Source organism: Lysobacter alkalisoli, assembly GCF_006547045.1.
In the GTDB taxonomy this organism is placed as follows: Bacteria; Pseudomonadota; Gammaproteobacteria; order Xanthomonadales; family Xanthomonadaceae; genus Marilutibacter; species Marilutibacter alkalisoli.
Map to the genome: position 1 here is coordinate 832889 of NZ_CP041242.1, position 25130 is coordinate 858018.

Annotated in this window: 18 protein-coding genes and 1 pseudogene; 9 read left to right on the forward strand and 10 right to left on the reverse strand. The window is 66.4% G+C overall.

All coding sequences use genetic code 11. The features are described from left to right. Positions 1–14: 14 nt before the first annotated feature. The 4 genes from FKV23_RS03540 to FKV23_RS03555 all read right to left on the reverse strand — a co-directional run bounded on the left by FKV23_RS03540 (position 15) and on the right by FKV23_RS03555 (position 5077). Positions 15–1169 (reverse strand): PDZ domain-containing protein, encoded by a 1155-nt coding sequence (locus FKV23_RS03540; RefSeq protein ID WP_141622616.1) that lies wholly within the window; start codon positions 1167–1169, stop codon positions 15–17. 55 nt (positions 1170–1224) lie between these two features. Beyond that, complete coding sequence (locus FKV23_RS03545; protein ID WP_141622617.1) at positions 1225–1848, reverse strand: hypothetical protein; 624 nt, start codon at positions 1846–1848, stop codon at positions 1225–1227. Beyond that, positions 1841–2446 carry an RNA polymerase sigma factor gene (locus FKV23_RS03550; RefSeq protein ID WP_141622618.1) on the reverse strand — a complete coding sequence of 202 codons (606 nt, stop codon included), beginning with the start codon at positions 2444–2446 and terminating at the stop codon, positions 1841–1843. The genes FKV23_RS03545 and FKV23_RS03550 overlap by 8 nt, the downstream gene beginning before the upstream one ends. A 468-nt stretch (positions 2447–2914) precedes the next feature. Then, positions 2915–5077, reverse strand: coding sequence for a TonB-dependent receptor family protein (locus tag FKV23_RS03555; protein ID WP_141622619.1), 2163 nt, complete (start codon positions 5075–5077; stop codon positions 2915–2917). Between the two features lie 195 nt (positions 5078–5272). On the opposite strand from FKV23_RS03555, the gene FKV23_RS03560 reads away from it, so the two are divergent. The 4 genes from FKV23_RS03560 (at position 5273) to gcvH (ending at position 8432) form a co-directional block, all read left to right on the forward strand. Next, on the forward strand, positions 5273–6244 hold the full coding sequence (locus FKV23_RS03560; RefSeq protein ID WP_141622620.1) for an SPFH domain-containing protein: 972 nt from the start codon (positions 5273–5275) through the stop codon (positions 6242–6244). Between the two features lie 3 nt (positions 6245–6247). Beyond that, a complete protein-coding gene (locus FKV23_RS03565) occupies positions 6248–6688 on the forward strand; it encodes an NfeD family protein (protein ID WP_141622621.1) in 441 nt (146 codons plus the stop codon). A 128-nt stretch (positions 6689–6816) separates the two neighbouring features. Beyond that, positions 6817–7938 carry a glycine cleavage system aminomethyltransferase GcvT gene (gene gcvT, locus FKV23_RS03570; protein WP_141622622.1) on the forward strand — a complete coding sequence of 374 codons (1122 nt, stop codon included), beginning with the start codon at positions 6817–6819 and terminating at the stop codon, positions 7936–7938. Between the two features lie 98 nt (positions 7939–8036). Then, positions 8037–8432, forward strand: a complete 396-nt coding sequence (gcvH, locus tag FKV23_RS03575) for a glycine cleavage system protein GcvH (RefSeq protein WP_141622623.1) — start codon at positions 8037–8039, stop codon at positions 8430–8432. 903 nt (positions 8433–9335) lie between these two features. On the opposite strand, the pseudogene FKV23_RS17460 reads toward gcvH, so the two are convergent. Together FKV23_RS17460 and FKV23_RS03585 are read right to left on the reverse strand one after the other, a co-directional pair. Then, positions 9336–9872: pseudogene (locus FKV23_RS17460) on the reverse strand (hypothetical protein); the annotation flags it as partial. A 180-nt stretch (positions 9873–10052) separates the two neighbouring features. Beyond that, entirely contained in the window at positions 10053–11390 is a 1338-nt protein-coding gene (locus FKV23_RS03585) for a serine hydrolase domain-containing protein (RefSeq protein WP_141622625.1), read from the reverse strand. An 88-nt stretch (positions 11391–11478) separates the two neighbouring features. Between FKV23_RS03585 and FKV23_RS03590 the strand changes: the two genes are divergently transcribed. Both FKV23_RS03590 and FKV23_RS03595 read left to right on the forward strand, forming a co-directional pair. Beyond that, the gene (locus tag FKV23_RS03590) at positions 11479–12069 is read left to right on the forward strand and encodes a LemA family protein (protein ID WP_208543273.1); all 591 of its coding nucleotides are present in this window, start codon (positions 11479–11481) and stop codon (positions 12067–12069) included. Between the two features lie 38 nt (positions 12070–12107). After that, positions 12108–14009 (forward strand): M48 family metallopeptidase, encoded by a 1902-nt coding sequence (locus FKV23_RS03595; protein WP_141622627.1) that lies wholly within the window; start codon positions 12108–12110, stop codon positions 14007–14009. 161 nt (positions 14010–14170) lie between these two features. Here the strand turns inward: FKV23_RS03595 and FKV23_RS03600 are convergent, their stop codons facing one another. Then, on the reverse strand, positions 14171–15766 hold the full coding sequence (locus tag FKV23_RS03600; RefSeq protein WP_141622628.1) for a GMC family oxidoreductase: 1596 nt from the start codon (positions 15764–15766) through the stop codon (positions 14171–14173). A 195-nt stretch (positions 15767–15961) separates the two neighbouring features. On the opposite strand from FKV23_RS03600, the gene FKV23_RS03605 reads away from it, so the two are divergent. Further along, positions 15962–17275 carry an NTP/NDP exchange transporter gene (locus tag FKV23_RS03605; RefSeq protein WP_141625018.1) on the forward strand — a complete coding sequence of 438 codons (1314 nt, stop codon included), beginning with the start codon at positions 15962–15964 and terminating at the stop codon, positions 17273–17275. Position 17276: 1 nt separating this feature from the next. On the opposite strand, the gene FKV23_RS03610 is transcribed toward FKV23_RS03605, so the two are convergent. Together FKV23_RS03610 and FKV23_RS03615 are read right to left on the reverse strand one after the other, a co-directional pair. Further along, positions 17277–17774 (reverse strand): hotdog fold domain-containing protein, encoded by a 498-nt coding sequence (locus FKV23_RS03610; protein ID WP_141622629.1) that lies wholly within the window; start codon positions 17772–17774, stop codon positions 17277–17279. Positions 17775–17839: 65 nt separating this feature from the next. Beyond that, positions 17840–20308, reverse strand: coding sequence for an acyl-CoA dehydrogenase (locus tag FKV23_RS03615; protein ID WP_141622630.1), 2469 nt, complete (start codon positions 20306–20308; stop codon positions 17840–17842). Positions 20309–20557: 249 nt separating this feature from the next. Here FKV23_RS03615 and FKV23_RS03620 point away from each other — a divergent pair, with 249 nt between their 5' ends. Together FKV23_RS03620 and FKV23_RS03625 are read left to right on the forward strand one after the other, a co-directional pair. Then, positions 20558–21175 carry a TetR/AcrR family transcriptional regulator gene (locus FKV23_RS03620; RefSeq protein WP_407067642.1) on the forward strand — a complete coding sequence of 206 codons (618 nt, stop codon included), beginning with the start codon at positions 20558–20560 and terminating at the stop codon, positions 21173–21175. 82 nt (positions 21176–21257) lie between these two features. Continuing rightward, positions 21258–23057, forward strand: a complete 1800-nt coding sequence (locus tag FKV23_RS03625; RefSeq protein WP_141625019.1) for a phosphoenolpyruvate carboxykinase (GTP) — start codon at positions 21258–21260, stop codon at positions 23055–23057. 145 nt (positions 23058–23202) lie between these two features. On the opposite strand, the gene FKV23_RS17305 is transcribed toward FKV23_RS03625, so the two are convergent. Beyond that, a complete protein-coding gene (locus FKV23_RS17305) occupies positions 23203–24924 on the reverse strand; it encodes a TonB-dependent receptor (RefSeq protein ID WP_341867571.1) in 1722 nt (573 codons plus the stop codon). Positions 24925–25130 lie beyond the last annotated feature (206 nt).

A 25130-nucleotide genomic window follows, 5' to 3' on the forward strand; every position in this document is an offset into this window, starting at 1 on the left:
GGGACATCGTTCTGTTACAGCAGCGCAAGCGGTGGTGCGGGCGGCGATGGCGGAGCAGGAGGCGCATCGGGTGCGGATGGCGCCTTGGGCGGCTTCGGCGGTGCGGGTGACGCAGGCGGCATGGGCGGCAGGTTCAATACCCGCGGTTCGGGCACGGTGATCTGCGCGGTGGCGGGTTTGCGGTCGCGCAGGTATTCCACCGCCACCTTGTCGCCCGACGCCCTGCCGCGCAGTGCTTCCATCGCCTCGCGCGGGGTGGTGACGCTCTTGCCGTCGACTTTGCGGATCACGTCGCCGGCCTGCAGTCCGTCCAGCAGCGGTCCGGTGCCCAGTACCAGCACGCCGGCCTCGGTGCCGAAGTAACGGCCGAGGTCCTGGTCCACCGAGGCGAGGTTCAGACCGTTCCAGCGGAACGCCTCCATTACCGTCGGGGCCACGCACTTGCCGTCCTTGCACGCCTCGCGGCTGAGGCGGATGACCTCCGTGCGGACCTCGGGGGCGATCGCCAGTTCTTTGATTCCGGCGGCCAGTCCATCAAGACCGTGTCGGTCGAAATCGAAGTCGAAATCGGGGGCGTCGAGATCGATCACCCGGCCGTGGCCGTTGCGGACAAGGGTGAACTGGCGATTGCCGGTCGCCCTCATGTCCGGGATCTCGCCGATGGCGAACAGGCGTCGGCCGGGCCTGGGTGTGATCCGGACGCTGTCGCGTTTCCCGTCGCGTTCGTAGCCGAGCAGCACCGGCGTGTCGGTGGACGGCTCGGCCAGCAGCTCACGGGCGTGCGACAGACGCTGGCCGGCATCGCTGCCGCCGATCGCGGTGCCGTTGACACTGACCACGCGATCGCCGCTGCGCAGGCCGGCTTCAGCCGCGGCGCCGTCGGGCGTCACCGCGGCGATGCGCGCGCCGGCACTGGAGTCGGTCGTCAGCACCACACCAAGCATGGGTTTGACGTTCGTGCGCTGCTCGATGGCCATTGCCTTGGCGTTGATGCCCAGTTCGCGCGACAGCTCGGCCACTCGCCGTGCGGCGTTGGCCAGTTCCTCGCGTGCGGCTTCCAGTTCGCGTGTCTTGGCCGGGTCGGGCCCGGCGGCCAGGACCGGACCGGATGCTGCCGCCAGCGCGGTGGAGCAGGCCAGGGCCAATGCGTGCAGGAGTGTGATTTTCATGGTCGCCTCGTGATGAGCGGAAAGTCGATGTGTTGGGATGTGTTGGGTCGATGGTTCAGTCGATCTGGACCAATGCGGTGTCCCAGTGTTCGCCGCGGGCGGACAGCCAGAGTTGCGTGGTCTCGACCCCGGCCAGTTCGCGCAGCGTTTCGACCCGCGCCTGCCACAGCTGCATCCGCTGTCCGGAATCGAGTCCCGGCTGGGCGAGGGTGCCGTCGATGGCGCCGATGCGCTCGTCGAGCGACGCCGTCAGCAATGTCGCCTGCGCACTGGTCATGCTGTCGTCGCGGGCCATCGCTACAAGCGCTTCGAGTCGGGCGGATTCGGCGTACAGGCGCTCGAGGTCGGCGTCGGCGGCGGAGACGGGTGCGGGTACGGTTTCGTCCGGCGATGCCTGCCGGAGCAGTTGCAGCGGGACCACGGCGAGCGCGAGGAGTGCCGCGGCAGCGGTCAGCCAGGCGACTGGACGCCGGTGTCGCCGTGCAGGTCGGCGGGCGGGCACGACATTGCGGCAGGTGTCCCGCGTCGCATGGCCGCTGATCGGCAACTGCGCGGCCAGCCGTGTCCAGCCATCCCCGTCCGGTGTGTCGAGCGGCAGGGCAGACAGCGCCTCGCGCCAGTCGCCGGGCGGGTGCCGCGACGCATTGTCATGATCGTGTGGGCGGCCCAGGTCAGGCATGGTGGGGCTCCGGGTTGATTTCGTTCGCGCTGCGTGTCGCCGGCGCGGATTCCAGTAGTTGCCGCAGGCGTCGTCCTCCGCGGGCGACCTGCGACTTGGAGAAGCTCGCCGTGCGATCCATCAGCGTGGCGATTTCTTCATGGGTGTAGCCCTCGGCGTGGTAAAGCCACAGCACGCTGCGGGTCAGCGCCGGCAACCCGGCGAGCGCGCGCTGCAGTCGTGCGGCATCCGCCGCGGCCGGTGGCGGCGGGCCGTCGTCCTCGAGCCAGCCGTCATCTTCGAGTGCGACGTCATGGGCGAACCGCCGCTGGTGCCTCAATCTCATCAGTGCTTCGTTGATCGCCACCTGGCGCAACCAGCCCCAGAACGGGCTGCCGTTGTCGCCGCGGAAGTCGGCGATCCGGCCGAGTACCTTGAGCATGGTGTCCTGCAGTACCTCGGCCGCCTCTTCGCGGTCGCCGCACATCCGCAGGGCGAGGGTGAACACGGGGCGTTCGAACCAGCGATAGAGCTGCTCGAACGCGGCCCGTTCTCCGCTCCTGGCACGGGCCAGCAGGTCATCGGGTACGTCGATCGCGAAGGAGGAGGCGGGCTGCATTCAGGTCAATAGGATGCACCCGGTGGCGAAAGCGTCGCAGCCTTTTGTCTGCCCGCCAGTTCTCGCCGCTACCTGGCTGTCCCGCCGCGACCTGCCGGCCTTGCCGGCGAATGTCCCCCGGCCGCCGCCCGTGGCGGCGGCCTCCTCCTTGATTTCGCCGTCAAGGCCGGCAGGCCACGTCGGGATCGCGCGGCCACGCTGGAACGCGAAGCAGACCCTTCCTGGGAGTGCGCTTCTGGAACCACCGGTCATGTCGGACCGCCGGGGGCGAAGGCCCTTGGGTGCGAAATCAAGGAGGAGGCGCCGGCCCTGGCCGGTGCCGGGGGACATTCGCATCCAAGGGCCTTCGCCCCCGGCGCCCCTTCATCCAACAGACCTGGCTCGCTCTTCCCTTGATTGGGAGAAGAGACAAAAAACAAAGGCCGGGATCCCTCCCGGCCTTCGCTCGACTTCAATGGCGATGACAGGTCAGAACTTGACTCGCACACCCAGGTAAGTCTGCCGCGGCATCCCCGGGCGCACTCCGGCCGGGCGGCGCGAGGCGATCCAGGTCTCGTCGGTCAGGTTCTCGACCCGGGCGAACAGCTCGGCCTGCTGCGTCAGCCTGTAGCCCGCGGCTAGGTCGACCACGAACGCCGACTCCGTGCGCGGATCGGTATCGGCGGCATTGGTGCGCATGTCGTCGATGTAGTTGCCGGCCAGGTTCACCCTCCAGCGCTCACCCTCGACGCCGACCTGCACGTTCAGCGCCTGCTCCGGCAGGTACGGCAGCTTGTCGCCGGACGTGACCGTGTCCCATTCCTCGAAGCCGCTCTGGAAGCTGTTGCGGAACTCGGCCTCGGTCCAGGTGTAGCCCAGCCGTACCGGCACGTTGACGACCCAGTCGTTGGCCTGGCCGAAGTCGTAGGCCACGCTGGCCTCGATGCCGCGCACCCGCGCCTTGCCGCCGTCGAACTGGTCGCCGATCACGCAGCCGCCGCCGGACGATTCGGTGCAGGTGCCGACCAGGTTGCTGTAGTCGTTCCAGAACCCGACCAGCTCGGTCTGCAAGCTGTCGCGGCCCCAGCGCAGGCCGGTCTCGATGTTGAGGCTTTCCTCCGGATCGGCGTCGGAACCCGGGCCAGGCGGGTTGAAGCCCTTGTGGGCGCTGGCGAACAGGTTGAAGTTGTCGCTGAGCAACCAGGTCACGCCGAGGCCCGGCATCCATTCTGATACCGACGACTTGCGCACACGGGTCGGGCCCAGGTCGCGGCCGTCGGGCTGCTTGGCGTAATCGGTGCGGGTCAGGTCGATCGATTCGTAGCGCAGACCCGGGGTGACGATCCAGTCGCCGGCGCGGATCTCGTCCTGCACGTATACCGCGATCGCCTTGGCGTCGCCGATACGGTTGTCCTGGCTGCCGGCGGGTTTGCGCGTGGTCAGCACCATGGTGCCGTTGTCCATGCGGTATAGATCGTCGCTCTGGAAGCGATCTTCCTGATCCTCGTGGTAACGCACGCCGAACTCGAGCGCGTGCCGCGCACCGCCCAGGTCGAGGCTCCAGCCAAGCACGCTCTGCACGCCCTTGCTGACGTAGCTGCGGTTGTTGTTGCGCACTATCAGCGCATCGTCCGGGCTGTCGCCGCCGATGAGCCATTCATAGGGGGCGCTGGTGTTGGCCAGCTTGTACCAGTTGCGCGAGAACTCGTTCTCGTAGGCGACCGTGGTCAGGTCGAGACTGTCGGAGAATGCGATGTAGTGGCGCAGCTCGACCTGCTCGTGATCGGTCTTGATGTTGTCCTTCTGCGAGGCGGCATAGCGACGGTTGGGATCTGCGTCGAAATCGGCTTCGGTCAGGCCCAGATAGGTCTCGTCGCTGTCCTGCTCGACCTTGCCCAGCTTCAGTTCCAGCGACTGGTAGAAACGTGCGTCGGCGCCGGTGTTGATGCGGAACTTGCCGAGGTAGTCCTCCAGCGTGTAGCCAGTGTCGCCACCGCCGTCGAGACGCTTGAAGCCGTCGCTCTGCTGCTGCGCGGTCTCCAGCAGCCAGCCGATGTTGTCGGTGCTGCCGCCGGCCCAGGCGTGCGCCTGCACGGTCTGGTCGGTGCCGTAGGCGAAGTCGACCAGGCCGGAGGCCTGCTGCGGGATCGGGGTGGAGATCAGGTTGATCGTGCCGCCGGTGGTGCGCGGGCCGCTGCGGATGGTGGCCGAGCCCTTGCGCACTTCCACCGCGTTCATGCGCGAGGCGGTCGGGAAGTAATAGGCGGCTGGTGCGGCGTAGACCGCCGGTGCGATCGGCACGCCGTCCTCCAGTACCGTGATGCGGCTGTTGCGGTCGGTGCCGGAGCCGCGGATGCCGATGTTCGGGCGCAGACCATAGCCTTCCTCGTCGATCGCATAGACGCCGTTGACCTGGCGCAGCACGCGCTGGATGTCGCGGTAGTCGTGCTTCTCCAGCGTTTCGGCATCGAGGTAGGCGGCGGAACCGGCGGCCTCACGCGCCTTCCCGGCACTGCCGACCACGGTCAGGTGGTCGAGGGTGACGGCCTGGTCGTCGTAGCCTGCGGCGGTTTCGGCATGGGCCATGCCACAGCACGCGGCGATGGCGAGGGCGAGCAGGCTGCGGCTGGGGAATCGGTTGCAGAGGTCCATATGTGTACTTCGTTCTTGGAAGTGGGCGTCGGGTGCGCAAGAGACCGATAATTTTAGTGAATTTGATAACCATTATCAATAAGAGCGGCAAGAGATCCGGACAGATCAGGCAAGCATTGGCAGCGGCAGGTGGGCGGCCAGGTCCGGCCGGGGCTTCCCCTATACTCGGCCGGTCAAATACAGAGGAGGGGGGCCATGGAGCTCGGTACATTGCTTTCGGTGGTGCTGCTGTTTGCCGGTATCGTGATCCTGTTCAAGGCGGTGCGGATGGTGCCGCAGGGCTTTGAATGGACGGTTGAGCGGTTCGGCAAGTACACCCACACGATGACGCCCGGGCTGCACTTCCTGGTCCCGGTCGTCTACGGCGTTGGCCGCAAGGTCAACATGATGGAACAGGTGCTCGACGTCCCGAGCCAGGACGTGATCACCAAGGACAACGCCGTGGTGAAAGTCGACGGGGTGGTGTTCTTCCAGGTACTCGACGCGGCCAAGGCCGCCTACGAGGTCTCCAACCTGGAAATCGCCTCGATCGCGCTGGTGCAGACCAACATCCGTACCGTGATCGGTTCGATGGACCTGGACGAGTCGCTGAGCAATCGCGAGACCATCAACGCGCAGCTGCTCAACGTGGTCGACCAGGCCACCAATCCGTGGGGCATCAAGGTCACCCGCATCGAGATCCGCGACATCCAGCCGCCGCGCGACCTGATCGATTCGATGGCGCGGCAGATGAAGGCCGAGCGCGAGCGCCGCGCTGTGATCCTGGAGGCCGAGGGTCATCGCCAGTCGGCGATCCTGCGCGCCGAGGGCGAGAAGCAGTCGGCGATTCTCGAAGCCGAAGGCGAGAAGGAAGCCGCGTATCGGGAGGCCGAGGCCCGCGAGCGCCTGGCCGAGGCCGAAGCCAGGGCGACGCAGATGGTGTCCGACGCGATCGCCCGTGGCAACGTGCAGGCGATCAACTACTTCGTCGCGCAGAAGTACGTGGAAGCGTTCAAGACCCTGGCGCAGGCGCCGAACCAGAAGTTCATCCTGATGCCGATGGAGTCGGCCGGCATGATCGGCTCGCTCGGCGGCATTGCCGAGTTGGCGAAGCAGGCGCTGGGCAACACGTCTGGCACAGCGGGATCCGGCGCCGCGGGCGGTCCGCCGCCCCGCATCGGAGGTTGAGCCATGCAATGGACTTGGCCGATGGTGATCTGGGCCGCGGCAGCGCTGTTGCTGTTCGCGGCCGAAGCGGTTGCGCCGGGCGCCTTCATGCTCTGGCTCGGCTTGGCTGCCGCCGCGGTGTTCGTGCTGGTGTGGGTATTCGATCTGCCGGTGCTGGCGCAGGTGGCCGCGTTCGTGGCGCTCAGCTTCGCTTCCATCCAGGTCTACCGGAAGTGGTTCCGCGGTCCGGGCCGTGAGCGCCAGAGCGATCGGCCGGGATTGAACCGGCGCGCCGAGCACCATATCGGACGCACGCTGCCGCTGGAGCGGGACATCGTCGGCGGCGAGGGCCGGGTCAAGATCGGCGACGCGTTCTGGACCGTCACCGGTCCCGACCTGCCGGCCGGCACGATGGTCAAGGTGGTCGCCACAGATGGGATGACGTTGCGGGTCGAGGCGGTTTGAGATTTCCCGGCCTCCTCCTCGGATCAGGGGAAGGAGGCTGGTCATCTCAAGGGCAACGGCTTCCCCGGGGAAGCCGGGGGAGCAGCTCCACTCTGCGATAATGGCGCCTTTCCCGTACGGACCCCGCCATGATCCAGAAGACCATCCTCAACGACACCCACCGCGCCCTCGGCGCCAAGATGGTCGACTTCGGCGGCTGGGACATGCCGATCCATTACGGCTCGCAGATCGAGGAGCATCACCAGGTCCGCCGTGATGCCGGCATGTTCGACGTCAGCCACATGACCGTGGTCGACCTGCGCGGCGCCAGGGTGCGCGAGTTCCTGCGCCGGCTGGTCGCCAATTCGGTCGACAAGCTCAAGAAGCCGGGCAAGGCGCTCTATACCTGCATGCTGAACCCGCAGGGTGGGGTGGTCGACGATCTGATCGTCTATTACATGTCGGAGGATTTCTTCCGCCTGGTCGTCAACGCCGCGACCCGCGACAAGGACCTGGCCTGGATCGCCGCACAAGCGACGGCATTCGATGTCGAAGTCGTCGAGCGCCCCGAATTCGGCATGATCGCCGTACAGGGCCCGACCGCCCGCGACAGGGTGATCGGCCTGTTGCGCGAAGAGGATCGTGGGCGCGTTGGCAAACTCACCCGTTTCGCTGCCGCCGAAGCGAAGACCGAGACCGGCGTGGACCTGTTCGTCGCCCGCACCGGCTACACCGGCGAGGATGGCTTCGAGGTGATCGTGCCCGAGGCCGACGCCGTGGCGTTCTGGAACGCACTGCTTGAGGCGGGCGTGAAGCCGGCTGGCCTTGGGGCTCGCGACACCCTGCGCCTGGAGGCCGGGATGAACCTGTACGGCCAGGACATGGATGACGGAGTGAGCCCGTACGAAGCCGCACTCGGCTGGACCGTCGCCCTCGACGGCGACCGCGACTTCGTCGGCCGCGACGTGCTCGAACAACAGAAGGCCAGCGGCGCACCGCGGCAGATGATCGGCCTGGTGATGGACGAGAAGGGCGTGCTGCGCCACGGTCAGAAGGTACTGACCCCGCATGGCGAGGGCGAGATCCTGTCGGGCACTTTTTCGCCGACGCTGGGCAAGGCGATCGCCTTCGCCCGTGTGCCGGCCGGTGAGATCGCCGCCGGCGTCGAAGGCGGGGTGCGCGTCGACATCCGCGGTCGAGAAGTGCCGGTGCGGGTGGTGAAGTTCCCGTTCGTGAGGGACGGTCAGCCCCAGGACGGCGTCCTGGCCTGAAGTGGACTGCACACTCTGTCGTATAGATGATGGCGCCGCTACACTAGGCGCCAGTTTCAACACCCCCAGCCGCCACACCCGATATACAGAGGCCAGTCATGAGTGAAATCCCCGGCGATCTGAAGTTCATGAAGTCCCACGAGTGGGCCCGCGTCGAAGGCGACGGCAAGGTCACCGTCGGCATTTCCGATCACGCCCAGGGCCTGCTCGGCGACCTGGTCTATGTCGAGCTGCCGAATGTCGGCGACCGCGTAGAAGCCGGTACGGCCTGCGCAGTGGTCGAGTCGGTGAAGGCGGCCTCCGACGTCTACGCGCCGGTCAGCGGCACCGTGGTCGAGACCAATGCCGCACTGGCCGACAAGCCGGAGACCATCAACGAGGATGCCTACGGCGAAGGTTGGTTGTTCACGGTCGAGATCGAAGAGGCGGAACAGTTGAACGAGCTGCTCGGCCCGGATGACTACGCCGAACTGCTCGAAGACGACGATCACTGAGAGAAGGAAAATCGGCTGCCGGTGGTTCCGGTAGCCCGACCGGGTGCGAACATCGCGCCGGTCACCGAAAGGTGGCCGGCGCTTTTCATTGCACGACGGCTTCCCAAAGAGCGAGGGGATGCATCCTGTCCCTGGTGATGGAGGTGTCGGCGGCCGTCGGAAAGTTCGCGCAAAACCTGCGCATTTGGACTTGTGCGATGCCAAAAAAAACGCGGTCGAAAGAAAAGGTTCAGCCGACTTTCGATCGTCCAGGATGGCTATTATTTGACCAGCTCGAACTGCGTCGCGCGCGAGAATAATGTTGGCGATTTTTTGTCCACGTGCGTGAAAGCCTTGAAATTACTTGCTTTCAGCGATATTCGAGCGTGCAGTTTCACCTTCTCGCGTGTGTGCAGCATGTTTTGTTCGAGGCGATGCCGACGAAGCGGGCTGCCTGCCTGCGGTCCACATGCAGTGACCGTCGCTGCGGGGCTGTTGACACTTGCAAAAACCGTGATTACGTTTCGCCCAGCAGACGGTTCCTGCGAACACGAGTGAGCAAAGCGATCACGACAACGTGCAGTCCACAACCGAACTCCGCCCGGACATTCAAAACGGTGGATATCGGATTCCTGCCCTTCGAAGAATCGTCCACCCGGTTGCATTGCACCTTGCACTCCGTCCTTTCCCGCCCGACCAATGCCCCGGCCGCATCGGCCACAGGTCGGTTGCGTCCGTTCTTCATCCAGGCATCACGCGCAGGCCATGGCCGCGTGCGCGTATGCCTGTCACGCATCCGTCCGGCACGTCATGCGTGCTGGCGGTTTGTCGCCGGCCATCCGGCCGCGGCACTGGTTCGTACTGGGCAACACCTCCGATCGATTTCCGATCGGTCAACGTTCGACCACTGACGAGGAGCCACATCATGGCCACCAAGAAAGCTGCGAAGAAGAAACCTGCTGCCAAGAAGGCAGCCAAGAAAGTTGCCCGCAAACCGGCAGCCCGCAAGACCGCGAAAAAGGCCGCCAAGAAGGCAACGGCGCGCAAGACGGTGAAGAAGGCCGCCAAGAAGACCGTCCGCAAGGCAGCCGCCAAGAAGACGGTGAAGAAGGCCACCAAGAAGCGCGTAGCCAAGAAGGCCGCCAAGAAGACGGTGAAGAAGGCCACCAAGAAGCGCGTAGCCAAGAAGGCCGCCAAGAAGCCGGCGAAGAAGGCCACCAAGAAGCGCGTAGCCAAGAAGGCGGCCAAGAAGACCGCGAAGAAGGCCACCAAGAAGCGCGTAGTCAAGAAGGCCGCGAAGAAGCCGGCGAAGAAGGCCACCAAGAAGCGCGTAGCCAAGAAGGCGGCCAAGAAGGCCGCGAAGAAGCCGGCGGCGAAGAAGGCCGCAAAGAAGACGGTGAAGAAGACCGCGAAGAAGGCGACCCGGAAGCGCGCCGCCAAGAAGGCCGCTCCCGCCACCATGCCGGCCACGCCGGCGCCGATGATCTGAAAATCCCGATACCGTAGTACTGCTGTCCGACCCCCTTCCCGCAGCCCAGGCGGGGAGGGGGTTTTTTCATGGCCCTGCGATCGCCTTCAGGCGTTGAACGGGAATGCGCGGGTCACCACCGGATCGGGTCCGGATCTGGATGTTGATCGCGATCAGCGGGGACGGCTGGTGCGAGCGATGCGGGACTCCGCCGTGGCCGATTGCGGTTGTTCGTCGTCCGGAAGATCGACCGCGCCCAGGTCGATCCCCAGCCACTTGCCTTCCGGCAGTCCGAGCGCGCTATCGAGGATGGTCGGCACCAGGCCCGATGGCAGGCTGCTTTCCGAATTCCACACCACCACCACGCCCAGCTCGCGCTGCGGCAGCATCGCGATCATGCCGCGATAGCCCTGTACGGCGCCGCCGTGGTAGATCATCCGCTGGCCGGCATAGTCGTAGACGCGCCAGCCCAGCGCATAGCCGGCCGAGCTGAGTCTTTCGCGCCGCCATGACGCGCGCATTTCGCCGGGGGTGTCGACCAGTGGCTCATGCAGGGTGGCCAGCAGGGGGCGCGCAATCACGTCCGGCCGATGACCGGTCTGCGCGATCAGCCACTGCGCCATGTCGCTGGCGCTGGCGTTGACACCGGCCGCCGGCGGCAACTGGTAATAGGTCGGCTTCGGCGACACCGACACCCAACCACCGCGCGTGCGCACGTGCGGGCGCGCCCAGCTGGGGCTGCTCTCGATTCCTTCCAGGCCCAGGCTGGCGTCGTTCATGCCCAGCGGCTTGAACAGCCGCCGCTGCACTTCCTCGCTGTAGAAATTGCCGGTGGCGGCGAACACGATGTCGCCGATCAGGCTGAAGGCGACGTTCTGGTAGGCATAGCAGGTACCGGGCTGACACTTGAGCGTGGGGGTGGAAAGTCTGCGGGTCAGCGTGCGGTAGTCGACGTAGCGCTCCAGATCCCGGTCGTAGGCGTTGTACGGCAGTCCGAGGCGGTGGCTGAGCAGGTCGGCCACCGATACCTGCTGGGAGGCGTGCGGGTCGCTGAGGCGGAAGTCGGGCAGGTACTGGTCGACCCTGCTGTCCCAGCGCAGGGCGCCGTCATTGACGACCAGCCCGGCCATGGTCGAAGCGAACCCCTTCGACAGCGAGGCGAGGCGGAACACCGTGTGGCTGTCGACCGGCCTGGCATTCTGCATGTCGGTGACGCCGTAGCCGCGGGCGCTGAGCACCTTGCCCTCGTGGACGATCGCCATCGCCAGCGCCGGCACGTTGCGGTCCGCGACCAGCTGCTGGGCCATGCGCTCGAAACGCTGGACATCGAACTCGGGTGGCAGTGGCGCGGACGAGGTGGTCGAGACCGTGTCGGCGATGAAGCGGTCCAGCGGACTGGTCCGGGAGGATTGCGACGTCTGCGCAGCGGAGCCGAGGGCCAGGGTGAGGAGGACGGAAAGGGCCGCCAGCCGTCCTGGAACACGGGTGCGGCCGCTTGCTTTGTCTTTCATCGTGCGCAGTGCCTGCGTATGCTGGAACGCGTTCGATTCTGCGCCGACCCCGCCCCGGGGTCCAGTACGTTCGGGAGGGACGATCATGTTGGGTTTACTGATACTGCTGGGTCTGCTTGCGCTGCTCGCGTTCTGGGCCGTGGGCATTTACAACGGCCTGGTCATGGCGCGCAACGCATTCAGGAATGCGTTCGCCCAGATCGATGTCCAGTTGCAGCGGCGATTTGACCTGATTCCCAATCTGGTCGAGACCGCCAAGGCCTACCTCGCCCATGAGAAGGGCACTCTGGAGGCGGTCACCGCGGCCCGCAACGCGGCCCAGTCGGGGCTGGCGGCGGCCAAGGCGGCGCCTGGCGACCCGACGGCCATGGCGGAACTGGCCCGCACCCAGGGCATGCTCGATGGCGCGCTGGGCCGGTTGCTGGTCACGGTCGAGGCCTATCCCGAGCTCAAGGCCAGCCAGAACATGATGCAGCTCACCGAGGAGCTGACCAGTACCGAGAACAAGGTTGCGTTCGCCCGGCAGGCCTTCAACGACAGCGTGATGGCCTACAACAACAGGCGCGAGGTGTTCCCGGCCAGCGTGGTGGCCGGCATGTTCAACTTCGCCCCGGCTGCGCTGCTGGACATCCCGGTCGACAAGGCCGAGGTCCGCGAGGCGCCGAAGGTGCAGTTCTGAATTTTCTGGGGTGAACTTCTTCGGGTGAACGACTTCGAGTGAACTTCTTCGAAAGCCAGGCCGCCGCCCGCCGCAGTTCGACGCGGCTGGTGGTGTTGTTCGCGCTGGCGGTGCTCGGCATCGTGCTGGCGGTCGACCTGGCCGTGGCGGTGTTCGTCGGCACCGCCCCCGGCGTATTGGCCTTCGCGACCGTGGCTACGCTGGCGGTGATCGGGCTCGGTTCGCTGTTCCGCATTGCCAGCCTCGGTTCGGGTGGCGAGCGGGTCGCGCAACAGCTTGGCGGCGTGCCGGTGCCGGAGGATACCCGCGACCTCAACCTGCGCCGCCTGCTCAACGTGGTCGAGGAGATCGCGATCGCTTCCGGGGTGCCGGTGCCCAAGGTCTATGTGCTCGAGCACGAGGCCGGCATCAACGCCTTCGCCGCGGGCTACACCACTTCCGATGCGGTGGTCGCGGTGACCCGGGGCGCACTGGAGCGACTCAACCGCGACGAGCTGCAGGGCGTGATCGCGCACGAGTTCAGCCATATCCTCAACGGCGACATGCGGTTGAACATCCGCCTGATCGGGGTGCTGTTCGGGATCATGATGATCTCGATCATCGGCCGCAAGGTGCTGATACATGGGCGTTTCGCCGTCGGTCGACGTGGCAGTGGCGTGGCGGCGGTGATGGTGGCGGCGCTGGTCGCGATGGTGATCGGTTCGATCGGGCTGTTCTTCGGCCGCATGATCAAGGCCGGCGTCAGCCGCAGCCGGGAACGCCTGGCCGATGCGTCGGCGGTGCAGTTCACCCGCCAGACCGCGGGGCTGGCCGGAGCGCTCAAGAAGATCGGCGGCCTGCAGGACGGCTCGCGACTGGCCGCGCGCGGCGAGGCCGAGGAGGTCAGCCACATGCTGTTCGGCGACGGTATCGGCCTGAGCGGAATGTTCGCGACCCATCCACCGCTGCTCGAACGTATCCAGGCGCTGGAGCCCGGCTTTCGTGCCGACCAGCTCGAAGGCCTGTCGCAGCAATGGATGGCGGCACCCCCCAACGGGCTGGAGGAGGACGTGCGGATGGGCTTTGCGCCGCACGCTCCCTTGCCCGTCGCCGGCAGCGAGCAGACGCTGGTGCCCGAGCAGGTCGCCGACCAGGTCGCTCATCCCGATGCCGACGACTATCTGCAGGCCGATGCCATCGTCAGCGCGATGCCCGAGCCCCTGCACGACCTGGCCCGGCAGCGCGACAGTGTCGTCCCGTTGCTGCTGGCGTTGTTGATGGACGAGCGCGAAACGGTCGCCAGCAAGCAGTTCCACGAGGTCGCCGCGCGGCTGGGCCGGGTGGTTGCCGAGCGCGCCCGCCACATCCACCACACCCAGATGCCCGGCCTGCACCCGATGCTGCGCCTGCCGTTGGCGTCGATGGCCTTCCCGGTGCTGCGGCTGCGCCCGCGTCCGGAGCTGGACAACTTCCTCGATGCGGCCAACGCGATGATCTATGCCGACGGAGAGGTCAGTCTGTTCGAGTACTGCCTGGCGCGGTTGCTGACCGTGCAGGTACGCGAGTCGTTGGACCCGGCCCGTTACGTCCGGATGGGGCGGCGCAAGCCGCAGAGCGTCCGCCGAGAGTTCGCCACCTTGCTGGCCGTGGTCGCCCACGCCGGCCATGCCGACGAAGCCGAGGCACGACGCGCCTACAATGCCGGCCTGAACCGGGTGCTTCAGCGCGATCACCTGCCGTACATGCCGCCGGCAGGAGGGGTGACCGCGCTGGACGAAGTCTGGGAGCCGCTGGATACCCTCGATCCGCTGGCCAAGCAGGTGCTGGTGGAGGCGATCACCGAAGCGGTTGGCCATGACGGCCGCGTGTCCGTGGCCGAAGCCGAACTGCTTCGCACCATCTGCGGCGTGCTGCATTGCCCGCTGCCGCCGATGCTGGCGCAGCCAGCCGCAGGCACGTAGTCCGGGTAAGGCAAAGCCGCACCCGGGATGTCGGTCGGCAACTGGCGTAGTCAACCGTAGGTGTAGGAGCGGGCGGTAGCCCGGGTAAGCGGAGCGCACCCGGGTTCGTAGACGCAGGTCCCGGGTGCGCTCCGCTTACCCGGGCTACGGGTTGCCTCTGATCACATCCGCCTGATCAGATCCGCCGCGCGCTCCGCGATCATGATCGTCGGCGCGTTGGTGTTGCCGCCGATGAGCCTCGGCATCACGGAGGCGTCGACCACGCGCAAGCCATCGACGCCTCGCACGCGCAGTCGTGGATCGACCACCGAGGCTTCGTCGCTGCCCATCCGGCAGGTACCGACCGGGTGATAGATGGTTTCGGCCTTGGCGCGGATGAAGGCTTCCAGCCCGGTGTCGTCGAGATCGTCGCGGGCCGGGAAGATCGGCGCGCCGCGGTAGCCGTCGAAGGCGGGCTGGGCGACCAGTTCGCGCGCGAGTTTCGCGCACTCGACCATCATCCGCAGGTCGAAGCCGTCGGGGTCGCTCAGGTAATTGGCCTCGATCCGCACCTTGTCCGCTGCGCTCGCGCCGACAAGGCTGACCCGGCCACGGCTGCGCGGACGGAGGAAGCAGGCGTGCACGGTGAAGCCGTCTCCGGGCAGGCGGTTGCGCCCATGGTCGTCGAGCAGGGCGGGGACGAAATGCAGCTGGATGTCCGCGCGTTCGTCGAGAGCCAACGCCGAGCGCACGAATGCCCCGGCCTCGGCGACATTGCTGGTCCCCATGCCCGCGCGCCCGCGCAGGTAATAGTCGAACGCGATCCGCAGGTCGCTGGCGCGGTCATAGCTGACCGGCTGCGTGCACGCGTAGAGGGTGCAGATGTCGAGGTGGTCCTGCAGGTTTTCCCCGACCTGCGGTGCATCGGCAACGACCTCGATGCCGTGCCGGCGAAGCTGGTCCGCCGGACCGATGCCGGACAGCATCAACAGTTGTGGCGAGTTCAGTGCCCCGCCGCAGACCAGTACCTCGCGTGCGGCCGGCTGGTGGAAGGCCTTGCCACCGGCGCGGTAGATCACCCCCGATGCCCGTGGCACGCCGCCCTGGCCAGGATCGAAGGTGATTCGCGCGGCCATCGCGCCGGTGACGATATCGAGGTTGCCGCGCGGTCGCGCCGGATCGAGGTAGGCGACCGCGCTCGAACAGCGTGCACCGTTTTTCTGGGTCACCTGGTAGAGGCCGAAGCCCGTTTGCGACGGGCCATTGAAGTCGTCGTTGAGCGGATGGCCCGCCTGCACCCCGGCCTCGATGAAGGCATGTGAGAGGGGGTTGCTGTGGCGCAGGTCGGAAACGTACAGCGGGCCCGTGCTTCCATGCAGCGCATCGCCACCGCGCTGGTTGCACTCGGAATGGCGAAACCAGGGCCGCACGCCGGCCCAGTCCCAGCCCTCGGCGCCGAGCGCGGCCCATTCGTCGTAGTCGCCGGGCACGCCGCGGGTGTAGCACATCGCATTGATCGAGCTCGACCCGCCCAGCACCTTGCCGCGGGGCCACCACAGCACGCGGCCGTCGAGCCGTGGCTCCGGCGCGGTGGCGTAGTCCCAGTTCAAGCGTTTGTTGTTGACCAGTTTGGCGATGCCGGCGGGCATGTGGATGAAGGGATGCCGGTCGCGCGGACCGGCCTCCAGCAGAAGCACGCGCACGTCCGGGTCGGTGGACAGCCGGTTGGCGAGCACGCAGCCGGCCGAACCGGCGCCGATGATGATGTAGTCGTACACGGGAGGGTCCAGGGAACGGTCCGATGACCGTATGGGTCTCGATTAGAGCAGATGCTCGCGGGGTCGGCGCCGCCGCCATCCCGGACGTTGCGGCCTGCTAGCATCGGCGCCGGAGCCGGCCCGACCACCGCCGGCATGCTCGTGTTGACGGAGCCGCAGATGACCGATTCGGAGATGCAGGGCCGGCGCCGCGGCATGATCGCGGCCTTGCGACGCTTCTGCGCGGCGCTGTCCGAATCGCCGGCGCTGTGGTGGTCGTTCCTGTACTTCTTCTGCCTGCTCAGCGGCTACTACGTGCTGCGCCCGGTACGCGAGGCGATGGCCGCGTCGAGCGATGTCGCCGCGGTGTTCCCTTCGGCGATGATCCAGTTCTTCGCAGCGCGCGGCATCGCCCTGGGCGAGTTCACCCTGCAGGCGCTGTTCACCGGCGCCTTCCTGATCATGCTGGTGTTGCAGCCGGTGTACGGCGCCCTGGTCAGCCGCTGGCCACGGCGGGTGTTCCTGCCGGTCATCTACGGCTTCTTCATCGCCACCCTGTTGCTGTTCTACGTGTTGTTCGACAGCGGCATGCCCGGGCGCGGCATGGCCTTCTTCCTCTGGGTCACGGTGTTCAACCTGTTCGCGGTGGCGGTGTTCTGGAGCTTCATGGCCGACGTGTACAGCAATACCGAGGCACGCAAGTTCTACGGCTACATCGGCGCGGCCGGCACCGTCGGCGCCTTCCTCGGCCCGATCCTGACCCGCACCCTGGTCGATCGTGTCGGCATCGCCAACCTGATGCTGATCTCGGCCGGGTTCCTCGTCGTGTGCATGGTCTGCATCCTGCGCCTGCGCCGATGGGCGGTGCTGCGCGAACGCGAACGCCGGCTGACCAGCGGCGAGCGGCCGATGGGTGGCACGGTGTGGGCCGGCCTGCGGCTGGTCGTGCAGGAGCCGCTGCTGCGCTGGATGGCGCTGCTGGTGGTGACGGGCGTGGGCGTCGGCACCCTGCTGTACAACGAGCAGGCGGCGATCGTGCGCCGCTTCTATCCCGACCCGCAGGCCGCGACCGCGTACTACGCCACCATCGACCTGGCGATCAATGCGCTGACCCTGCTGGTGCAGCTGTTCATCACCCGCCTGCTGCTGTCGCGCTTCGGCATCGCCCCGGCGCTGCTGATCCCCGGTTTCGCGATCATCCTCGGCTACGCGGTGCTGGCGGCCTCGCCGCTGCCGATGATCGTCGCCATCGTCCAGATCATCACCCGCAGCAGCGAGTTCTGTCTGGCCAAGCCCGCGCGCGAGACCATCTACACCCGTGTTGCCCGCGAATGGCGCTACAAGGCCGGTGCGGCCATCGACACGGTGATCTATCGCGGCGCCGACCTGAGCTTCGCCTGGCTGCACAAGCTGCTGTCGATGGCCGGCACCAACGCGGTGTTCCTTGGCGGCCTGGTGATCGCCTCGGCCTTCACCCTCGGCGCGTTCGGACTGATTCGCGAGGAGAAGAAGCTGCCAGCGGATCGGTGACTCACCGCCCGGAGGGCTTCGGCGAGACCCACATCATGATGCGCGCGCGGAACACGGCCTCGCCGGCGACGTTGGTCACGTCCACCTTCACCGGCAGTTCGTAGCCGCTTTCGGCCGCCTCGATCGGCCGTTCCGGCGTTGCCATCGCGCGCATCGGCCCGCGTGCCTTGGCCAGGTATTCGACTGTCATGCCCTTGGGAATCCAGCGCATGCCACGTGGCAGGCTGGCATCGAGCATCACGCCGCCAGCGAGTTCGGCCAGGTTGCACAGTGCGATCGCATGCACGGTGCCGATATGGTTGTGCACGGCGCGGCGATCGCGCATGTGGACGTCGCAGCGGCCGGGTTCGAGGGCGACGAAGCGTGGCCGGATGGTCGAGAAATACGGCGCCTTCAGGCAGATCGCACGCGAGAACAGCCAGTGGCCCGCGGGCCACTTCGCCATCCTGCGATAGGTGGCGAGCAAAGGTGCCACCGGTTCCGGCCGGACAGGGGTCATGCGGTGTCTCCTCCGGACGCAGGAACGGCGGGTTGCCCCGCCGTCCTTCTTCGTAGCCTTCGCGGTCAGGCCGCGGCGCGGCCGCTGTCCGCCTCGCGCCGGTAGCCGGCCGAGCGCAGTTCCTCGGGATCGAAGTCGTCGACCGAGATCGCGTCGATGGTGACTTCGCGCAGCGCCTCCAGCTGCTTGCGCTCCTCGGCGGTGATCCAGCCCTCGGCCACGCCCTCGTCGAGCTGCGACCTGAAGTCCAGCGCTTCGATGTCGCTGTTCTTCAGCGCCTTCAGGAACTTGCGCTCCACCGGTTCGGCCAGCACCACCTGCGACAGGTAACTGTCGATGCGGCCGCCGGGATTGTTCTCGCATGGGGTGGTGAACACGCCTACGCCGAGCCGGTCGCGGGCCTCGTTCGGCGACATCAGCAGCGAGGCGACCTTGTGGCAGAGGCGATCGCTCGGGTACTGCGCACGGCGGCCGAGCGGGAACACCAGCGACCACAGCAACCAGCCGACCGGCCGTACCGGGAAGTTCCGCAGCGCCGACGACAGCGAGTTCTCGATCTTGTACACCGCATTGTGGATCGACCACGCCAGCAGCGGCTGGTCGGTGGCTGGGCGGCCCTCGTCCTCGTAGCGCTTGAGCAGGCTGCTGGCGATGTACAGGTTGCTGAGCACGTCGCCCAGGCGTCCGGACAGCGATTCCTTGAACTTCAGCTTGCCGCCCAGCAGCAGCATCGAGGTGTCCGCGCACAGCGCCAGTGCCGCCGAGTAGCGGTTGAGCTTTCGGTAGTAGCGTCGGGTGTAGGTGTCGCCGGGCGCGCGGCCGACTGTGGCCGCGGTCAGGCCGAACCAGAACGAGCGCACGGCATTGGAGATCGCGAAGCCGATGTGGCCGAACAGGTTGCGGTCGAACTCGCGCAGGCGCTCGCGCTCGTCCGGCAGCATCGCCGACTTCATCTCCTTCAGCACCCATGGATGGCAGAGGATCGCGCCCTGGCCGAAGATCATCAGCGAGCGGGTCATAATGTTGGCGCCCTCCACCGTGATCATGATCGGCGCCGCCTGCCAGTTGCGGCCGGCGAAGTTGCGCGGGCCGAGGATGATGCCCTTGCCGCCGAGGATGTCCATCGTGTCGCGGGCGACCTCGCGGCCCATCTCGGTGCAGTGGTATTTCGAGATGGTGGAAGGCACCGCCGGCAGCTCGCCGCGCGCGACCGCCGCGGCCGAAGCCTCGGCCAGCGCGCTGATGGTATAGGCGTGGCCGCCGATGCGGGCGAGCGCTTCCTCGACGCCCTCGAAGCGGCCGATCGACAGGCCGAACTGCTTGCGGATGCGCGCATAGGCGCCGACCACCCGCGCGCCCATCTTGGCGCCACCACTGGCGGAGGAAGGCAGGGTGATCGAGCGGCCGATCGACAGGCATTCGACCAGCATCTGCCAGCCCTTGCCGGCATAGGCCTCGCCGCCGATCAGCTGGCTGAGCGGGATGAACACGTCCATGCCGCGGATCGGGCCGTTCTGGAAGGTGCAGTTGAGCGGCATCGCGCGGCGGCCGACCTCCACCCCCGGGGTGTCGCGCGGCAGCAATGCCAGGGTGATGCCGATGTCCTTTTTGTCGCCGATGATGCCGTCCGGATCGTACATGCGGAAGGCCAGGCCGATCAGGCTCGCGACCGGGGCGAGGGTGATGTAGCGCTTGTCGAAGGTCAGCTTCACGCCGACCACGCGGGCGCCGTTCCAGTCGCCCATGCAGACGATGCCGAAGTCCGGGATCGAGGTCGCGTCGGAGCCGGCCCACGGCCCGGTCAGGCCGAAGCAGGGCACCTCGCGGCCGTCGGCCAGGCGCGGCAGGTAGTGGTCCTTCTGCTCCTGGGTGCCGTAGTGCATCAGCAGCTCGGCCGGACCCAGCGAGTTCGGTACGCCGACGGTGGAGCTGACCACGCTCGACACCGAAGCCAGCTTCTGGATCACCTTGTGATTGCCCAGCGCGGTGAAGCCGAGGCCGCCGTACTCCTTCGGCACGATCATGCCGAAGAATTTGTTCTTCTTGATGAAGTCCCACATTTCCGGCGGCAGGTCGGCGCGGACATGGGTGATGTCCCAGTCGTCGACCATCCGGCACAGTTCCTCGACCGGACCGTCGAGGAAGGCCTGCTCATCCTCGCGAAGGGTCGGCTTCGGCTGCTCGTGCAGCACCTTCCAGTCCGGCTTGCCGGAAAACAGCTCGCCTTCCCAGCCGACCGTGCCGGCCTCCAGCGCCACCCGTTCAGTCTCGGACAACGGCGGCAGGATCTTGGTGTAGAACTTCAGCAGCGGAGCGGTGATCAGCGGCAGGCGGATCGCAGGGATCAGCAGCGGTAGCGAGGCCAGGGCCAGCAGTACGCCGGCGACGATACTGGCCACGGGGCTGGCACCCAGCAGCCAGGCTGCGACCAGGGCGGTGGCGCTGATCGCGACCCACACCGCAAGGCGCAGGCGGTGGTAGGCGGCGATGACGCCGACGACCAGCAGGACAATGAAGGGAATCGCGATGCTCATGGCGACACTCCGGAAACGGTACGGCTATGGCGGTCAAGACGATGCACGGAAACGCATATGGTTGGCCGTGCGCCTGGTGGCGGTCTTTCGTGCCATTCGGACTCCATCCTGCCGGGGCATACGCGAAGATGCGGTGACCCGGGCGATGTGCGAGCGTTGCACGGCAGCAACATACGGATGAGTATGGTGATCCGGCCCGGGACCTGTCAACCGGAAACTTGCCCCGCATACTGTCCCCGACCTATCCGTATGGTTACACTTGACACCATGACCACTTCCCCGAATGCCCCCGCTCCCATCAAGCCCGAGAGGAGTGGCCGCCTGAGTGCCGACGACTGGGCCCAGGCCGCACTCGACCTGATCGCCGAACAGGGGGTGGCCGCGGTCGCGGTCGAGCCGCTCGCACGCCGTCTCGGTGTCACCAAGGGCAGCTTCTACTGGCACTTCCCGTCCCGCGACGCCCTGCTGGTGGCAGCACTGGAGCGCTGGGAGAAGTTCGAGGAGGAGGAAGTGTTCGGCCAGCTCGAACCGATCTCTGACCCGCGCGAACGCCTGCGCGCGCTGTTCAACGTGGTCGCCCACGAGGTCAAGTCGCACATCGTCTACTCCGAGCTGCTCAAGGCGCTGGATCATCCCGCCGTGCAGCCGGTCATCGGCCGTGTCTCCGACCGCCGTCTCGAGTACCTGACCGCCTCGTTCCGCCAGGTCGGCCTGAGCCGCACCGATGCCCGCTACCGCGCGCAGCTGCTGTATGCCGCCTATGTGGGCTTCCTGCAGCTGAACCTGCAACTGCACCAGACCCGCATGCAGCAGGACGAGTTCGAGGCCTACGTCGAGCACATGATGGACACGCTCATCCCGGGCTGAATTCGTGCCCGGCGGCCTTGTTAGAGCATCGAAACCGTAGTCACTGAAGTACGACACAGATCAGGAGTTGCCCGTGAATGCCATGTCCGCCGACGCCCGGAAACCCGTGAACCAGGCTGGCACCGCCAATAGCAAGCTTGCGGCGCTGAATACCTGGGTGGCGGAAGTCGCCGCGCTGACCCGGCCCGATACGATCCACTGGTGCGATGGCAGCGACGCGGAGAACGATGCGCTCATCGCGCAGATGCTGGCCGACGGCACCCTGCTCAAGCTCAACGAGAAGACCCATCCGGACAGCTGGCTGCACCGCTCGCACCCGGACGACGTCGCCCGCGTCGAACACCTGACCTTCGTCTGCACCACCGCCCAGGATGACGCCGGCCCCAACAATCACTGGATGGCCCCGGCCGAGGCCCACGCCAAGGTCGATGCCTTGTTCGACGGCTGCATGGCCGGGCGCACGCTGTACGTGATCCCGTACTGCATGGGGCCGATCGACTCGCCGCTGTCGCGCTGCGGCGTCGAGATCACCGACAGCCCCTATGTCGTCGCCAACATGCGCATCATGACCCGCATGGGCGCGGCGGCGCTGGCCCGCATCGAGAAGGAGGGATCGTTCGTCAGGGGCCTGCATTCGATCGGTGAGCTCGACCCCGACCGCCGCCTCATCATGCATTTCCCCGAGGAGCTGACGATCAAGTCCTATGGCTCCGGCTACGGCGGCAACGCGCTGCTCGGCAAGAAATGCCACGCGCTGCGCATCGCCAGCCACCAGGCCCGCAACGAGGGCTGGCTGGCCGAGCACATGCTGATCCTCGGCATCGAGAACCCGCAGGGCGAGACCCATTACATCGCCGCCGCATTCCCGTCCGCCTGCGGCAAGACCAACCTGGCGATGCTGATCCCGCCCGAGGGCTATCGCAACGCCGGCTGGAAGGTCTGGACCGTCGGCGACGACATCTGCTGGATGCGTCCCGGCGCCGATGGCCGCCTGTATGCGATCAATCCCGAGGCCGGCTTCTTCGGCGTCGCCCCCGGCACGTCCGCGAAATCGAACCCGAACGCGCTGGCGACGATCCAGCACGACACCATCTTCACCAACGTCGGCCTGACCGCCGACGACCAGCCGTGGTGGGAGGGCCTCGGCAACGGCCAGCAGCCGGCCACCGACTGGCGCGGCAACCCGTACGACCCGGAGAAAGGCCCCGCCGCGCACCCGAACTCGCGCTTCACCGTCTCGGCCAAGCAGTGCCCTTCGTACTCGCCGATGGCCGAGGACCCGCAGGGCGTGCCGATCAGCGCGATCGTGTTCGGCGGTCGCCGCCCTTCACTGGTGCCGCTGGTGTTCGAGGCCCGCGACTGGACCCACGGCGTGCTCATCGGCGCCGCGATGGGCTCGGAAACCACCGCCGCCGCGACCGGTGCGGTAGGCGTGATGCGCCGCGACCCGATGGCGATGAAGCCGTTCTGCGGCTACAACTTCGCCGACTATTTTGGCCACTGGCTGTCGTTCGACACGTCCGGCGCGAAGCTTCCGAAGATCTTCCACGTCAACTGGTTCCGCAAAGGCGACGATGGCAGCTTCCTGTGGCCCGGCTTCGGCGACAACCTGCGTGTGCTCGAGTGGATGATCGGCCGGGTCAAGGGCGAGGCCCATGCGGTCGAAACCCCGATCGGCCACCTGCCCACCGGCGCCGACCTCAACCTCGACGGCATCGACCTGTCGGACGAGGCCGAAGCCAAACTGTTCGGCTTCGAGCGCGAAGGCTGGCAGGCCGAGTTCGCCAGCATCGGCGATTATCTCGACGGCTACGGCCCGCGCATGCCGCAGGCCTTGAAGGACGAGCAGCGGCGGATCGTGGCCGCGCTGGAGAAAGGTTGAGCCGCAGTCGCAGCATGCATGGATGACTGCCCGGTTGCATGGATCAACGTGACCAGCAGTGTGCAGTATGGCATCGGCGGGAAAACAGAAGGGGCGGTGACCGAAGTCACCGCCCCTTCTTGTTGTGCTGCAATGGCTGCGGGACTTACTCGAAACGCAGGTCCAGACGCATGCCGATCGTGCGCCCATCACCGTAGATTTCGTTCAGCGGCTGGCTGCTCGAAGTGCGGCTGCGCGCCGAGCGATAGGTCACGTACTCCTTGTCCAGCAGGTTGTTCGCAAACAGGCCCAGCGTCATGCTGTCGGACAGGTGGAGGCGGCCGGACAGGTTGACCGTGGTGTAGCCTTCGGCGCGATCCTCGTCGCGGACATTGAAGTGCGACTTGAATGGCCCGTAGGTCGCCACATCGATGCGGGCAAACGCATCACGGTCGAACAGGCGGAAGCCTTGGTCCAGTGCCAGGTAGCCGTTGTACTTGGGCACCATGGTCATGTCGTCGCCCTTCTGAGCACCCAGTGCCGGCACGTCGTTGAGCATGATCGAGTCGGTGTAGGCCGCATTGAAGGTCAGCGTGGTGTTGATGCCCAACCATACCTGGCTCTCGAACTCCACGCCGCGCGAGCGGGCGTTGGCGGCGTTGGCGGTGAACGAGAACCCGCACGATGGCATGTAGATGCTGGTGCGGACATCGGTCCAGTCGATGTTGTAGATCGCCGACGCGAGGCGCAGGCGGCGGTCCATCAGGTTCGCCTTGAAGCCCAGCTCATAGTTGTCGATCTTGTCGCTGGTGTAGCGGTCGCGGTGCGACGGGGCGAACTCGTCTCCAAGGCAGGCATTGGGCAACGGACCATTGTTGCCACCCGGGCGATAACCTTCCGAATACAACGCATAGATGTTCATGTCGCTGTTCGGCATCCAGGCCACGCTGAGTTTCTTGCGGTTGCCAGATTCCTGGCCGCCGGTGGTCGCGGAGGTGGCTTCCGGTCCGATCCATATGCCACTCTGCGTGTAGCTGGTGGCATCGTCGAGCCGGAAGTAGCGGATGCCGCCGGTGATTTCGATCCTGCCTGCGCCTGCGTCGAATGAGTAGTTCAGCTCACCGAACGCGGCTTCTTCCTTGCTAGTGACGCTGTGGTAGGTCAGGTTGTAGTTCTTGCTCTGGTCGCCATACAGGATGCGGCCAAGGTCGCCCACGTTGTAGATGCCTTGCTCTTCATACCACGGTCCCCAGGCCCAGTCGTTCCAGTCGGAGAACAGCGCGATGCCCTGCGGGCTGTCTTCGTGATACTGCCACTGCGCGTTCGGGTTGTAGCCCTCCCAGTAGCGGTCCTGAAACAGGCCAACGGTCCAGTCGAAGCCGCCGCGGCGCTCGTTGCTCTGGAAGCGCAGCTCGTGGGTGACCCGGTTGCTTTTGTCTTCGTTGATGATCCAGGTCTTCATCATGTCGGCCATGTCCAGGCGCGACCAGTTGTCCAGTGAGTTGCCCTTGTTCTCGCGCCAGGAGCCGACATAACTGACCGACGCAATGCCGAACAGATCGTCGTGTTCGAACGACAGCGAAGCCAGGTCGGTGCTGGCCTTGGACCACTGGTCCATGATCTCGTAGATGGTGTAGCGGGACGGGGAGCTCACGCCCGGGTTGCCGCCGGTGAAGCAGGCCGGGCGCTCCCAGGTCGGATCGCATGGGACCACGTCGTAGTCGACATCGTAGCCCCACGGTGAGTCGGGGTTCGGAGTAAAGCTGGGCGCATAGTAGCCGCCAGGACGAGAACGGTCCGCGATACGGGTGCCTTCGCTGCGCGAATACTGGTTGATGTAACCCAGATTGAAACGCGTGTCTTCGCTGGGCTCCCACTGCAACTGCATCCGCAGCAATTCGCCGCCGGTGCTGTTCCGGGTGCCGGTGGCTGCATTGACGATCTTGCCGGGGTCTCGTAGGTGCTGCCAACCACACGCAGGGCCAAAGTGTCCTGGATCAACGGCGCGTTGATGCCGGCTTCAATGCGCCTGGCAAGGCCCGATACATCGTTTTCGCTGCTCGCACGCAGACTGCCGAAGAGTTCGAACCGGTC